This is a genomic window from Paenibacillus xylanilyticus (assembly GCF_047246825.1).
GTDB lineage: Bacteria > Bacillota > Bacilli > Paenibacillales > Paenibacillaceae > Paenibacillus > Paenibacillus xylanilyticus_B.
The window spans coordinates 18137-33105 of record NZ_JBFOLB010000014.1 but is presented as its reverse complement, the minus strand read 5'-3'; the positions used below and the strand labels follow the sequence as shown (position 1 = coordinate 33105).

At 48.4% G+C, this 14969-nt stretch carries 12 protein-coding genes and 1 riboswitch; of the genes, 6 read left to right on the top strand and 6 right to left on the bottom strand.

Annotation, left to right across the window (positions count from 1 at the left end; genetic code table 11):
* The first annotated feature begins 22 nt into the window (after nucleotides 1–22).
* Nucleotides 23–1021: a ribokinase gene (gene rbsK / locus AB3N00_RS30430; RefSeq protein WP_413037772.1), complete on the top strand. Its 999-nt coding sequence runs from the start codon at nucleotides 23–25 to the stop codon at nucleotides 1019–1021.
* A 71-nt stretch (nucleotides 1022–1092) separates the two neighbouring features.
* Here rbsK and AB3N00_RS30425 read toward each other — a convergent pair whose 3' ends face one another.
* The 5 genes from AB3N00_RS30425 to AB3N00_RS30405 form a co-directional block, all read right to left on the bottom strand.
* On the bottom strand, nucleotides 1093–1449 hold the full coding sequence (locus tag AB3N00_RS30425; RefSeq protein WP_413037771.1) for a c-type cytochrome: 357 nt from the start codon (nucleotides 1447–1449) through the stop codon (nucleotides 1093–1095).
* Nucleotides 1450–1602: 153 nt separating this feature from the next.
* Entirely contained in the window at nucleotides 1603–2094 is a 492-nt protein-coding gene (locus AB3N00_RS30420; RefSeq protein ID WP_413037782.1) for a GNAT family N-acetyltransferase, read from the bottom strand.
* Nucleotides 2095–2409: 315 nt separating this feature from the next.
* Nucleotides 2410–2880, bottom strand: a complete 471-nt coding sequence (locus AB3N00_RS30415) for a C40 family peptidase (protein ID WP_175394147.1) — start codon at nucleotides 2878–2880, stop codon at nucleotides 2410–2412.
* A gap of 3 nt (nucleotides 2881–2883) precedes the next feature.
* Nucleotides 2884–3021: riboswitch (cyclic di-AMP (ydaO/yuaA leader) on the bottom strand.
* Between the two features lie 260 nt (nucleotides 3022–3281).
* On the bottom strand, nucleotides 3282–4124 hold the full coding sequence (locus AB3N00_RS30410) for a hypothetical protein (protein ID WP_413037770.1): 843 nt from the start codon (nucleotides 4122–4124) through the stop codon (nucleotides 3282–3284).
* Between the two features lie 10 nt (nucleotides 4125–4134).
* Nucleotides 4135–6126, bottom strand: coding sequence for a M1 family metallopeptidase (locus tag AB3N00_RS30405; RefSeq protein WP_413037769.1), 1992 nt, complete (start codon nucleotides 6124–6126; stop codon nucleotides 4135–4137).
* A gap of 101 nt (nucleotides 6127–6227) precedes the next feature.
* Here AB3N00_RS30405 and AB3N00_RS30400 point away from each other — a divergent pair, with 101 nt between their 5' ends.
* Nucleotides 6228–6731 (top strand): YwhD family protein, encoded by a 504-nt coding sequence (locus tag AB3N00_RS30400; RefSeq protein ID WP_175394150.1) that lies wholly within the window; start codon nucleotides 6228–6230, stop codon nucleotides 6729–6731.
* A gap of 191 nt (nucleotides 6732–6922) precedes the next feature.
* On the opposite strand, the gene AB3N00_RS30395 is transcribed toward AB3N00_RS30400, so the two are convergent.
* Nucleotides 6923–9001: a transglycosylase domain-containing protein gene (locus tag AB3N00_RS30395; protein ID WP_413037768.1), complete on the bottom strand. Its 2079-nt coding sequence runs from the start codon at nucleotides 8999–9001 to the stop codon at nucleotides 6923–6925.
* Nucleotides 9002–9417: 416 nt separating this feature from the next.
* Here AB3N00_RS30395 and speE point away from each other — a divergent pair, with 416 nt between their 5' ends.
* The 4 genes from speE to AB3N00_RS30375 all read left to right on the top strand — a co-directional run bounded on the left by speE (nucleotide 9418) and on the right by AB3N00_RS30375 (nucleotide 14966).
* The gene (gene speE / locus AB3N00_RS30390) at nucleotides 9418–10245 is read left to right on the top strand and encodes a polyamine aminopropyltransferase (RefSeq protein WP_175394152.1); all 828 of its coding nucleotides are present in this window, start codon (nucleotides 9418–9420) and stop codon (nucleotides 10243–10245) included.
* 14 nt (nucleotides 10246–10259) lie between these two features.
* Nucleotides 10260–11129 (top strand): agmatinase, encoded by an 870-nt coding sequence (gene speB / locus AB3N00_RS30385; RefSeq protein WP_175394153.1) that lies wholly within the window; start codon nucleotides 10260–10262, stop codon nucleotides 11127–11129.
* A 951-nt stretch (nucleotides 11130–12080) separates the two neighbouring features.
* A complete protein-coding gene (locus tag AB3N00_RS30380) occupies nucleotides 12081–13262 on the top strand; it encodes a WD40/YVTN/BNR-like repeat-containing protein (RefSeq protein ID WP_413037767.1) in 1182 nt (393 codons plus the stop codon).
* Between the two features lie 222 nt (nucleotides 13263–13484).
* The gene (locus AB3N00_RS30375) at nucleotides 13485–14966 is read left to right on the top strand and encodes an alpha-N-arabinofuranosidase (protein WP_413037766.1); all 1482 of its coding nucleotides are present in this window, start codon (nucleotides 13485–13487) and stop codon (nucleotides 14964–14966) included.
* Nucleotides 14967–14969 lie beyond the last annotated feature (3 nt).

The following is a 14969-nucleotide window of genomic DNA, read 5'->3' as shown; positions in this document are numbered from 1 at the left end:
GGTTAATGTTGTGCTGCCAGAAATGAGTGAAGCGTACATGTCAGACTCGAATCAGAATAAGCCTCTTATCGCGGTTGTTGGCAGCCTCAATATGGACCTCGTGGTGAAAACCGATACGATTCCAGAAGAGGGAGAAACCGTAAGCGGGGAAGAGCTTCACTACCTGGCAGGGGGGAAGGGCGCCAACCAGGCTGTGGCTGCTGCACGTCTGGGGGGACAGACAACCATGATTGGGGCGGTGGGTTCGGATGGTTTTGGTGAACGCCTGCTGCACAGTCTGACCGAGAGTGGGGCAGATGCCTCGCAGGTTCGCATATTGGAAGATACGGTTACGGGTACAGCCTCCATCTGGCTCTCCCAGGGAGATAATCGGATTATCGTTATTCCTGGAGCGAATGGGCAGGTGGTGCCGGAGATGCTGGAAGAGGCGGACACGGTAAAAAGCCTGACTGCAGCCGCAGCGGTGCTGCTGCAGCTTGAGATTCCGCTGCCAGCGGTCACCCGCGCCGCCGAACTGGCGGCAGAAGGCAGCGCATTGGTGGTGCTTAACCCGGCTCCAGCGGTGCCGGGTCTGCCCCAGGAGCTCCTGCGGTGCGTCGACGTGATCACGCCGAACCGCAGCGAGCTCGCCGTGCTCACCGGCCGGGATGATCTCCGGCCGGAAGACCTGGATGCGGCGGTCGCAGAGCTCGCCGCATCGCTCGGGGCCGCTGTCGTCACGACGCTCGGCCCCGAGGGGGCTGTGTACGCGGCGGCGCCAGGCGGCCGCGTACAGGCAGGGCGTGCCGGCGCGTGTTGTGCGCCCGGCTACGCCGTAAGCGCCATCGATACGACCGGCGCTGGCGATTGCTTCAACGGCGCGCTGGCAGTCGCCCTCGCGCGCGGGGAAACACTGGACGCGGCAGTTGGCTACGCCATGGGAGCGGCCGCGTTATCCGTGACGAAGCTCGGCGCCCAGTCCGGGATGCCGTCTGCACGTGAAGTCGAGGCCTTTTTGGCAGAACAGGCTGCCAAAGGCTGAACCATATGACAAAGAGGCCCTTACTTTCCCGAAAGGGAAGGCAGGGGCCTCTTTGCTGTTATCCATTATCGTTATTTCTTTTCAGCCAGCCACATCGCGATATTGGCAATTTCCTCGTCCTTCAGTTTGTCTTTGAAGGAAGGCATGCCGCCTTTACCTTTGATAATGGTAGAGTAGATCTTCTCCACATCATCCTTGCTGCCGATGTTTGCTAGAGCAGGTCCTACGCCACCTTGAAGCTGATCTCCGTGACACGTGATACAATTGGCTTTGACCAGTGCTTCAGCCTGTCCGGCATCCATTGTCACTTCCGGCATGGTTGGTTTGGCTTCTTCAGCCACTTCCTCTTTCCCTGGAAGCGTAAACATTAAAACAATAGCTAAAGCGCACGCTGCAAAAAATACCCCGCTCATGATCCACTTGTGCATCCCTTATGTCCCCTCCAGAATGAAAGATCATCTAAACTGAAACTGTCCATATCATTATAACGGAACCTGTTATGACATCATAGCATTTTGTGGTAATTTTTTGAACTAATCACATAAACGGGTATGAAATTTTCTGTATTGCGGGTCTGAAGGTTAACGCGGCCCCTCATATACCATACAATAGAAAGGCTTCAAGCCGCTCGGTGTCTGTCGTTCGTATGTGTCCTGAGTGACGAATCCCGCCTTGAGGTAAACCCGAATGGCCCGCGTATTCCAGGTGAGCACTTCAAGATCAATCTCATGGGTAGGATTTCGCCGAATGGCTTCCTTCACGATAGCAGAGACGAAGGCGGTGCCTTGCCCTTGTCCACACTGTTCGGGATGCATGCCAAGCCCAATACGTGTTACGCCTTCGAGCGGAAAGAATTGAGCGAATCCACAGAGCTGATCCTGCTCTCCGAGTACGACCGCATATTGCTCTTTCCGAAGCTTCTCATCACCGAATTCGACTTCCAGCGCCTTCATCTGTTCCCAGGGCAGCCAACTATAGATGTTATAGGGTGGATCATACTGCCAGCTGCAGATCAATTCTGCATGCTCTTCTTGCATCGGCACAACGTGAAACGTTACAGAAGCTTCATCCATACCACTGCACGCTCCTTTCATTGTGTACAGGTCACCTGAATTCATTTCATTAAGGTTTTGCTGCATATGTCATTCCATATTTAATCCTGATGATTTCACTCTACAAAAGAGGAGGGCATTTGGCAAGTTTCCGTTCATTGAAAAAAATTGAAACAAAAGTTCCGGTAATTCCGTTTATATTATAGTAGGATGGGTAAAAACATCATAAGGGCATGGACGAACAAGCACAAAAAAACCGCCGGATACATTCCTGCGGAGAATGTACCGGGCGGTTGATTTATGCTTCGTTACAGTATGATGTTGCTCAGCTTGTCCCTAGTCGAGGGCCAGTGACTCATATGCGTCCGTGCTCATAATCCGTTTAGCGCCAACATAGCGGTTAGCCCAGTAGTTCTCACTCAAAGAACTGATGGTAACCCCTTTGGAAGACGAGGAGTGTGCAAACTTCCCTTCCCCCACGAAAATGCCTACGTGTGAAACCCCTTTACCCGATGTATTGAAGAATACCAGGTCGCCTGGTCTCATGTCCATGCGGGATACTGAGTCACCCATGTCGAATTGGGAGCTGGATTGGCGAGCCAAATCAATGCCCAGCTTTTCGAATACATACCGTGTGAATCCAGAGCAGTCAAAGCCGTTAAGCGTTGTTCCACCGCTTTTGTATGTAGTTCCCATTGCTGAATCAATTACTTTATCCATTTTTGAATCTGCGAACGCGCTGCCTGCTCCAAGCGATAGTGCGAATGTTAAGCTAAGTACAGCTGCGGTTAATTTCTTTTTGAACAAGAGATATACCCCTTCCAACGCCTGCGAGGTTAGCTTAAGGATTCGGTTGAAGGTCCCCTATGATCCCTCTGTAGCAAGATCAATTCACCCATAACTGGTTCCCCCGCTTCCCAGGTGCCAGGAATTTGGCTATGCTAGTTGTGCACCTGCGAAATCAAGAAATGACGATTTAATTTTAAGTAGTTACAATTCATAAGGTAAAGATTACAAAGTTGTTACTAAAAACTCACTGCGATTATTGTAACAGAGGAGAAAGGCTTTGGCAACGTTTAACAGCAAAATTAGCAAAAAAAACCTCGACCTTTGACGGGGAAAGGTCGAGGTTTACTTTTATGAAGCGTTATCATTGACACGAGTTTACATGGAGATGGTAACAATTTTTAAATGGTTCATTACACTTTTTAACCTTTGGAAGACTTGGACTGCCACAGACGGAAATGGGCGCATATTTTCCATAGGTCCAATAAACATCTGGCAAGCGGGTACGTTTGTTGCAGAATAAGCCCGATTAGTCCGGTTAATAACCAGGAAGCAGATGTAAAGGTACCGAAGATGAGCAGATGGAGTCCTCCCAAAAGCACTGCAATGCCTATAACAGAAATGATATGACGCAGGGCAAGCAGCAGAGCCTGGAATGTACCTCGTGCCCCGCCCTGTCCATCAGGTGCGGCGACACCAAACTGCATATAAAGCAAGGCATGATGTATGAACCAACCATAAATGACCCAACCCGCTACGTATGGAATGCCTGGCAGCAGCAGCTGCAGGGAGTGGAACCCATCCAGGAAGATGCCATACAGCTTGGGGACAAGCCAGTACGCAGGCAGCAGCAATAATAACGTTTTAATGAAATGCAGCAGCATCATGGGTTTCCATAATACCTTGATCCCCCGCACGAATGGAATACGTTCCTCTGTGTGATTGAAGTGCTGTAACGAATAGATCAGCCCTGCCTGGATAAGGGGGGTGAGTAGCATGCGAAGCAGCAGCATGGCTCCTAGTATCCACAGATAGCGATGCACCTCGTGGTGTGTAGACAGACTGAGCTGACTTTCCATTTTGAATAAAATCGTACTGAGCTCTCCGGCATCAGGATCCGGATAACGCAGCAGCAAGGGAACGACAGCTGATTGCACCATCCTATAGATGAAGTAACCCCATACCAGTTGATAGAGAAACAAGAGTGCCGCAATGAACATATGTTGACGGACGAGAAACCAACCCTCACGTATTTTCGCTTTCACTGTCTCCACCTCACCATGACAGACCTCCGAATATGGCTTCTATAATTTTGGTTGCACTCATGCTCCAGCGGAATTTGGTTGGTTCATCCAGCCCGACTTTCAGAAAGTTGTTCATATGACGGTTCTCCAACACAATGGTATATAACGGGTCGGTCATTGCCCAGGATACAGGTGAACTATAGGTTAACTTGTACGTGATTCTCCCATTACTGCCATCCCACTCCTTGGTGACGATGTGTCCATCTTCAAAAACAATGCGAACAGGTACCTTCTCATAGTCGCTGCCTTTCTTCAATAATGTAACCGATGACTCGTACAACATCTGACCGTCTTTCTCCACAGGCTTGACCTGGATATTCTCCACGGCAAAGTCGGCCATGCCGTCCCCATATACATATTGATCAAAATACTCACTCCAGGACATACGGGTCACTTGTTCCACGACCTTTTGAAAATCGGCTGAAGTGGGATGTTTGAACCGGTACTTTTTCACATAAGTCGATAGAATGCGTTCCATCGTTTTTGTCCCCACTTGTTGTTCGATGCCTAACAGGACGAGCTTGCCCCTTGTGTAGGCATTGGCTGCGTAATGATTCTGGGAATCAAACTTCCAGGATTCCTGTGTAAGTGAGGCGGGAGAAGTGATTAAACCGGATTGTACCGGAAGGTTCGGAATAAGTCCGTATTCCTGCTCCATCAGTTTGTCTTCTGCATAGGAGGTGAACCCTTCGTCCAGCCAGGCTTCTTCAAATTCATTGCTGGCAACCATACCATAGAAGTACTGATGTCCGATCTCGTGTACAACCGTGCGTTCCAGATCGTAACCTGGCGTAGTGTCATCAGCACCGAAGGCCGTAATTAAGGTCGGATACTCCATGCCGCCTGCTCCATTGCCCGTTTTTGGGGGAACCACAATGGAAAGTGTAGAATACGGGTACGGACCAAACCACTTGCTGTAATTGGAGAGTGCTGCCTTGGCCGCATAGAAGTAACGTTCCTTCAGATCCTGATGTGCAGGGTCCAGATAAAGCTTGATTCGTACACCGGGAACGTTTGGAGAAGAGAAGGGCTCTTCAGCATAGACAAAATCGGGTGAGGCTGCCCAGGCAAAGTCGTGCACATCGTCAGCATAGAATTGATAGATCTTCTCGCCGTTCTTAACAACGGCCTGCTTAGTTGGAAACCCGGTCGCGGCCACTTTGTATGTTTCCGGTACCCGAATACGTACACTATAGATGCCAAAATCGGCATAAAACTCAGAGTTGCCATGATACTGGTGCAAATTCCAGCCCTCTGCTGTACGTCCTCGCGTGCCTGCGGGCTCGTATACGCTAAGTTTGGGAAACCACTGTCCTGCCATAACAAAGTCTTCCGCTGTTCCCATGCGGGCAAAAATTTTGGGCAGCTTGACCTCAAATCGGGTGTGAAGTGTAATGCTCTCTCCGCCCTTGACAGGTTTGGGCAACCTGACTTTAATGAGCGTTTTGTCTTTCATGTTTCCGTCATCCGGCTGTACATACTGCATTCGATGGAGGAGAGAGAGCCCGTCCTCTGTTTTCATCTCTGTAATGTTCATGGAGCCGTAGCCGTCCGTTGGCATTACATCACCGCGAAGTTTTCCGCCAGATTCTTTCATAAATGTCGTGTCGGAAGAAGAAAATGCATTGGGGTACAGGTGAAAATAAAGTTCGCTGACTGTTTTCTTCCCCGGATGAGTCCAGGTAAGCGTCTGCGTTCCCTCCAGTACATTACCATCCACCAGCTTCACATCCATGTGATATTCCACCACGCGGTTGCTGAATACCTCAGCAGTAGGTGTCTGTACGCTTTCTGGAGGTGCCGGAGTCTGAACTGTTCCTGGAGGCTTGCCCAATTCCGGGGCGAGCGTTGGCAAGTCGGATGTCGTAGAGCGAGTGTAGCCCAGAGCGATCCATATGCCTCCGGTAATCACACAGAGGGCTAGGAATGCAGTGAGCCAGCTCTTGGCGCGTAGTGGAATCATCGTTAAATACCTCCCGTTGACAAGCATCTACAGCATGTATATGTTTGCAATGGGACGATTATTAGTTAAAATATTTGTATCAACCCTTGGAGGCTATAAATATGGATCAAAACGAGCAAAACGGCAAAAAACAGATTGCCTTGAATATCGTAAGTGCCAAAAGCAAACACAAAGGTTTCGGTGCAGGCTCCATTGATCTGAACAATCTGTCACCAGTCATTATTGATAATGGCGAAGCGAAGATCGATATTGGTGCTATGCACGCCAAGAGCAAGGTGGAACGCGGTATCAAGTTTTCAACGAACCGGGAAGATGTACCTAACGGACGCCAGGTATGGCTCGTATGGGTAGCTGTGGATCGTACGGAGCAGGGTCAATTGTATGGCGGTGCAACGGCATGCGAGATGTGGATTGATACCGAGGCGAAACGTGGATGGAAACTGCTGGCTGATCATGTGAACCGGATGGATTATGCGATGAAGCGTCGTTTCATGCTGGATGAACTTGGACCAGAGGACCGTGCTGCCCTCAAAAAGCTGCTGGTTACACACAACGAAGAGTGGTGGAATGCTTCTCCGGATGAATTGAAAGAAGCGCTCGCCTGATTACTGTGTTCATGCTGTTTCACCCAAAAAGAACATCAAAAGCCCCATAACCGAAAATATCGGTTCGGGGCTTTTGATTTATAGGTGGGGTGGGGGAAAGAACTGAGTAGAGTTGTATACAACTGAATGTACGAGTGAGTTAGAGGTGACCCATTATTCTAGTGACGCAACTAAGTCATTACGTATTTGCGTCATTCTACCCACCAGCGTTTAAAGTCCTTCCACCACGAATGCTTCTCTTCCTGTATTCCTTGCTGGTTCTGTACTTGACGGCTGCCATCGTCCTTCTCGGAATCTGTACCATCTGCTGTGCCACGGCAGGTTTCTGTTGGCTCTGTACCATCAATGAATACTTCAAGCCGCTTCTCTTCACAGCCGTTGCCTGCCAGTTTGCCGGATTCCGGGTCGATATACACGCTGACCACATGATCAGGGACGGGAAAAATTTTCGGCGGCACACTCGCAAGAGCCTGCTCTGTGAATTGGGCAAACATCGGTGCAGCACGGCGACCATCCGAAGTGGAAATGGCCTTGCCCTGATCATAACCAACCCATACGGCGGTGGAGAGCTCGGGGGTGAAGCCGACCATCCAGGCATCGGTATTGGTTGTGCCTGTTTTGCCGGCTACCGGACGCTTAATGGTTGTAGCTACCCGATTCCCTGTACCACCATTCTCGAAAACACTTTCCATTAAACGTGTTAAAACATAAGCGGCAGCGGGTTCTACCACTTTTTCGGCCTTGGTTTGTGGTGCTTCGTAAATTACACGTCCTGCCGCGTCTGTCACTTGCAGGATGGCAACCGGAGGTGTTCGTTGTCCGCCTGCAGCGATAACAGAAAAGGCTGAGGCCATTTCCAATGGACTCACGGGTGAGGTACCCAGAGCGAGAGAGGGGACAGGACTCAGATTGCTGGTAATGCCCAGGTTCTTGGCCATGTTCACGACCTGCTCCGGTCCGATCTGCATGATCGTGTTCACCGCATAGATGTTGTCCGAGGCGGCAATTGCCTGCCTTAGATCAATTTCTCCCAGATACTTGTCGCCAAAATTGCCAGGCTTGTAGGTTTTACGGTCATTGTCATAGTGGAACAATGTTGGTTCGCTATTGAAGATGGATGCACTGGTCAGCTGTTTGGATTCCAGCGCAGCCAGATACATAATTGGTTTAAATGCCGACCCTGGCTGACGTGTCGTCGCCAGTACATGGTTGATCTGATTGGTGCGATAATTTTTGCCGCCTACCATTGCCTTGATATAACCAGTGCGAGGGTCGATGGACACAATGGCCGTCTCCAGCTCGCTTTTGGGATCCATGCCTTTGGCTACGGCGTCTTCAGCAGCCTTTTGTACACGCAGATCCAATGTGGTGTATATATTTAGTCCCCCGTGGTCCAGCATCGCTTCACTAATGCCCAGTTCCTTAACTGCTAAGTTGCGGATGTAGTCTCGGAAATAGGGAGCACTTTCTACCGTTTTTCGTTCACTTTCCGGCTTGAAGGAGAGCATCTGCTCATAAGCCTTGTCTGCTTCGGCTTTTGTTATTTTGCCGATATCGACCATAGCGGCCAGTACGATCTTTTGACGATCCTTTGCATTCTTCATATGGTTATATGGAGAGTAGTAGGTGGGACCTTTCGGAATACCTGCAAGCATGGCGCTTTCCGCCAAATCCAGTTGTTTGGCTGATTTGCCAAAATACATACGCGAAGCAGCTTCAATTCCGTAAGCACCGTGACCATAATAAATTTCATTGAGGTACATTTGAAGAATTTCTTCCTTGCTGTATTTCATTTCAAGCTGTGCGGTGTACATCGCTTCTTTTGCCTTGCGAGTCCATGTCTTCTCATGGGAGAGATACAGATTGCGCGCAAGCTGCTGTGTGAGGGTGCTCGCTCCTTGAGACATCTCCATATGTTCCAGGTTAACGAGCACGGCTCGTCCCATTCCTTGAATGTCGAAGCCATAATGGTTATAAAATTTGCGATCCTCGACAGCCAGCGTAGCGTTAATCAGGTCTGGTGAGATATCTGTCAGCAGCACGGGTACGGAATCTTTTCCGCCTGCAGAGAAGGTAGCAATGACCTCACCCTGGCTATCGAGCAGCCTGGAGTTGCGATCCGAATCGGCCAGGGGCAGGCTGGTAGCATATAGATAAACCAATCCTGCAACAGTCGCGATAATACCAAGAACAGCGAGCAGGGAGAGGCTTTTGATCCATTTGAATAAACGGAACCCGCGTTTGCGGGTCTTCTGGCGAGTTTGAGTCATGGAACGGGCCCCTTTCTTTCTTTTCTTCCCAGTATGGGATTTCATTGACAGGTATATTCAGTCTTCTGACGAACAGTTTAAAATGTAGCTTTGATGCAGTAAAAACCGTTTTGCAGTATAAACATCTATCGCGTATAATGCAAAAGGGTAATGAAAAGGTACAGTTTGGCACAACCTACAATAAGGCACCGAAGAACGAACAGCATCAATCGTCATTGATTTGTTGATTCAATCAAACGCTTCGCCCGTTCTGGTCAAGTTTAATCTATATAATGAAGTGAAACGCGGATCTTTCCGCAGCCAGCAACCATAACGCTAAATGGCGCGGGACGCTGGAGTGCTTGGTGAACCGGCGGCGCACAAGTGCTATGCTGGGTACGGCTGATCATTAACTTTACGGAAAGAAGGTAGAGATCATGGAATTATGGTTCACGGAGAAACAGACCCCGGCATTCGGGATCACCGCGAAGATTAAGCAGACATATGTAAGCGAAAAGACGGACTTTCAAGATTTGGCCATGGTAGAAACCGAGGAATTCGGTAACATGTTGCTGCTCGACGGCATGGTTATGACCACGGTAAAAGACGAATTCGTTTATCATGAGATGGCTGCTCACCCTGCGCTAAACACTCACCCGAATCCGAAAAAAGTTCTGGTTGTAGGTGGCGGCGATGGCGGCGTCATTCGTGAAGTCATTAAGCATGCTGCAGTAGAAAAAGCAGTGCTGGTCGAAATCGACGGTAAAGTAATCGAATACTCCAAAAAATATTTGCCTGAAATTGCCGGCAAACTGGACGAGCCCAATGTTGAAGTGCTCGTCAATGACGGCTATATGCATATTATTGAACATAAAAATGAATACGATGTAATCATCGTGGATTCCACGGAGCCTGTAGGCCCGGCCGCTCCACTGTTTGAGCGTGGTTTTTATCAAGGTATCCATGAAGCGCTAAAAGAAGACGGCATCTTCGTTGCTCAAACCGATAACCCTTGGTTCAAGGCGGATTTGATTCAAAAAGTAAACAAGGATGTTAAAGAGATCTTCCCCATCGTACACGTATACGGCTGTAACATTCCAACTTACCCAAGTGGTCTGTGGACATTTACAATGGGCAGCAAAAAATATGATCCACTTGAAGTGGACGAGACCCAAATTCCAGAGATGGATACCAAATATTACTCACCACGTTTGCACAAGGCAGCCTTTGTACTTCCTAAATTCGTGGAAGACTTAACGAAATAAAGGGGAAATTATTAATGAAATTGGATCAAGCTTATTCTGGTAACGTATTTATTTGCAGTTCTGAGGATTATGAGAATTCCAAAGCGGTCATCTATGGGATGCCGATGGACTACACTGTCAGCTTCCGTCCGGGTTCCCGGTTCGGTCCTTCCCATATCCGCCAGGCATCGGTTGGACTAGAAGAGTACAGCCCATACCTCGATAAAAGCATTGTCGATATGACTTACTTTGATGCAGGAGACTTGCTTCTGCCTTTCGGTAACGCAGGACGCAGCCTTGAAGTGATCAGTGAATACATCGGCAGCCTGCTGGCTGACGACAAATTCCCGATTGGCCTCGGTGGAGAGCATCTGGTTACTTGGCCGGTCATCCAACAAATGTACAAAAAATATCCGGACCTTATCCTGATTCATATTGATGCCCACGCGGACCTTCGTGAACACTATGAAGGCGAGCCGTTGTCCCACTCGACGCCAGTGCGCAAAGCAGCTGAGCTGATGGGCGGCAAAAATATTTATCAGTTCGGAATCCGTTCCGGCTCCCGTGAGGAGTTCCAATATGGACGGGAGAACATTAACTTCTACCCATTTGAAGTGGCAGCTCCGATGAAAGAAGCTCTTCCAAAAATGGGCAACCGTCCGGTGTACGTAACCATCGACATCGACGTGCTTGATCCGTCCGCAGCACCGGGAACAGGTACAGCAGAAGCGGGTGGCATTACTTCCAAAGAACTGCTGGAAGCCGTTCACATGATTGCAGCTTCTGATGTAAATGTAGTCGGCTGCGACCTGGTTGAAGTAGCGCCGATCTATGATCCAACACAACAAACACAGATTGTGGCTGCGAAGATGATCCGTGAAATGCTGCTTGGATTCGTAAAGTAACAGCCAAGTTAAATTCATTGAAGTTGACTTCATTGGACTGTGTTATACTGGCTACAACGTTATTAATTGATATATTACATCAGTGAAGTATAGGGTGATCTGGTTCGGCCATATACTGCAAAAGAGCCTTTGTCGTTGGTAGCGACAAAGACTCTAGGGCCAGAAAGGCTGTGGATCGCCACGGCGCGTATTAAACTTCATAGCTTAGTTCAAGCGAAACCCACCGTCAGGCTCCTACCTATGAGGTGGGTTTTTGCTTGTTACGAACTTTTTACGCAACCAGCGGTATAGCCTTTGTACACTCAGTGCTAGACTGAGAATCGCAGCAATCTACCGGATTACATCAAGCAACGCCACAAGTTTGACCATCGACGTTACTCCCTTTTGGGAAGCTGCGCCGTGTCATGAAAACATCCACCATGATTTAAAGTCCATAAGAGCAATTATAGTACATTTGTTCCCATGACAATACCATTTGTTGTAGATTTGATGCAATTATGAGGAATAATTATGTATAATATGGGAATAGAGGAAGGTGGATATTTATGAATGCGATTCGGGCTCATTTGAGTATGGTTCCAAAGTGGTTTAGTGTGATACTTACGATATTTGTAATCAATCTTATATTAATGATGACTGTATTCGTTAATCTATCTTTCATATTGGTTAATCTAGCGATGCTTTTTGCCGCATATAGTATTCGGGAATTTAAGAATAACAAACTGCATTTTGGATTTTGCCTATTTCTAGGTATCAGTTTTGTTATTATTGCTATTGAGACATTTCCGGTTTAACTTAGATCACACAACGTTTAGTGAAGGGATCACCTGTACCTACTGATACCAATCGTAGGTGTGGGTGGTTTTTTTATTGCAATAATGTCACTCGCGATAACAGATTGTTACGTTAGAACTCGCATAATAGGGTAAAAACATAGAAGGAGGTGTCGCGATGACAACCAAGAGTACAACGACGTGGAAACGGATTGGCGCACTGGCATTATCGTTAACAATGGCTTGGGGACTGGGACCAGTACATATGCAGTCAGATGCAAGTGCTGCATCTTCCCCGACATGCGGAAGTGGAGATCACGGATTGTCTGCTGCATTGAACAAGGGCAGCGGTGTGGAAGATCAGCGCCTACAGTTTACAGACATTGATTTTCTGAACAACACTACTGGCCGGGCAGCTGGAGAGGGGTTCCTCATCGGTACCTCGAATGCAGGTTGTACATGGCAGTCCATTTATACCGGGCAATGGCAATTCACACAGCTGGATTTTCCTAATAATGTAAACGGGTTTGCTCTTGCACAAATAAAAGATTCTGCCAAGACATATCTTATTCGCACCGCCGATGGTGGATCACACTGGAAGCGACTTGATACTCCTGGCATTCAGTTCAAGCGAATTAATTTTATAAGCAAAAATGAAGGCTACGGCTATACCTACAATGGGGCGTATCGGACACAGGACGGCGGATTGACCTGGACTGAAATCAACACTCCGGCGAATACGCGATCAGTAGCTTTCACCACGGATAAACAAGGGTATGCCGTTGTAGTCGTGCCTGGCTCAGGCTATCACTTGCTCTGGACTTCGGATGGAGGCAAGAACTGGACAACCTCTCTCCGAATCGTTTCTGCTGCATGGACCGGGGCAGACCTATATGCAAATGGGAAACAGGTATGGGCTGTCTTATATGGTGATGCAGGCATGTCGCAACAATCCTATTCTCTCTATGCAAGCGGGAATGAAGGCAGAAACTGGCGGCAGGTGTTTGCCCAGTCGACAGCAGGTGGAGGCCCTGCACCTGGTGGAAATAGCCTAGGTAAAGGTAAAGGACCGGCTGATCCCGGTGGACATCCTGGGAATATCGCATTGATCGGAAACCAGACTGCATACCTCTCAGGCGGGTCTCCCGCAGCGGGCAAAGTGGGTATTGGGCGCTCTTACGACGCAGGTTCCACGTGGAAAAATGTAGACTTGGACGGAACAGGCTACAGTTCCCGAATCTCGTTTCCCTCCGTCAAGACCGGATGGCTTGTCGTTACAAGCAATGATTCCCCTGCAATTTATGAAACAACCGACGGAGGAAGCACGTGGAAACAAAAAATCTTATTGCCCGGAGAGTAGGGTGAAACGACACTTTATTTGAAATAACAATATGATAAATTCAGGCTCAAAGAGGACCAATATTGGTTATTTATTGTCTATTGGCCTATGCAGCTAGAAACAAGCCCTTTCCTAGAACTATTTGTCAGAAAGGGCTTGTTTTCGTCTGAATAAAAACGGTTGAAACCTGTTCAAAAACAAGTTAATGTAAGCGATAACAACAGTTTTTGGGAGGTTGAAATGATGGTAGATGTTATTTTAAAAGCCAATTCAGAACAAGGATTAATAAACCGCAATATTTATGGTCACTTCTCTGAGCACTTGGGGCGCTGCATTTACGAAGGGTTATGGGTAGGAGAGGATTCACCCATTTCAAATACGGAAGGGATCCGGAATGATGTCTTGACGGCTCTGCAAAAGCTTAATATTCCTGTGCTGCGCTGGCCTGGGGGATGTTTTGCCGATGAGTATCACTGGAAAGATGGTGTCGGCCCATTGAGTGAACGTGCACGCATGATTAACACGAACTGGGGCGGCGTGGAAGAGAACAACCATTTTGGTACACATGAATTTCTGAGATTATGTGAGCTGCTGGGGGCCGAGCCTTACATCAGTGGCAATGTGGGCAGCGGCACGGTCCATGAAATGCAGCAGTGGGTTGAATACATTACGTTTGACGGAGAATCACCCATGGCAAACTGGCGGAAGGAAAATGGCAGGGAGCAGCCCTGGAAGCTGACTTATTTCGGTGTAGGAAATGAGAACTGGGGATGCGGCGGCAACATGCGTGCAGAATACTACGCAGATGAGTATCGCCGATATGCTACATACGTACGCAATTATTCCGATAATCAGATTTACAAAATCGCCTGTGGCCCCAACGAGGATAATTATCATTGGACCGAAGTATTGATGCGTGAAGCAGGGCAGCACATGAATGGATTGAGTCTTCATTATTATACATTGCCAACGGGTGTATGGCAGGATAAAGGGGAATCTACAGGATTTGACGATCAAGCCTGGTTTCAGACCCTGAAGCGCACATTGCATATGGAAGAACTGATCGTGAAGCATTCGGAAATCATGGATAAATATGACCCGGATTGCAAAGTAGGACTCATTATTGATGAGTGGGGAACCTGGTATAACGTAGAACCGGGAACAAATCCGGGATTCCTGTACCAGCAAAACACGATGAGGGATGCGCTTGTGGCGGGCATTAACCTGAATCTGTTCAATCGCTATAATAAACGGGTGCAAATGGCCAACCTGGCACAGATTGTTAACGTACTGCAGGCATTGGTGCTGACAGAAGGCGAGCGTATGCTGCTCACGCCAACGTACCATGTGTTTGATATGTATCAGGTTCATATGGACGCACAGCGATTGGAACTGAACTATGAGAGTCCTGGATACACTCTCGGGGAAGACACCATTCCTCAGCTTAGTTTGTCCGCTTCCCGCAATAAGGATGGAGTTATCCATGTAACGGCATGCAATCTGAGTCACACCGATGAACTGGAAGTCGTATGCCGACTTGAAGCTGCGGAGTCATCTTCCGTATCGGGACGAATTTTGCATCATGCCGATTTTGGTGCATTCAATACGTTTGAAGATCCGAGCCGGGTGGAGCCTGTTGAATGGAAGGGTGTTACCCTTGCTAATCAGGAGCTGCGCTTCGTTCTGCCGCCTGCATCCGTAGGGGTTATTGCAGTCCAAGGGTAATGC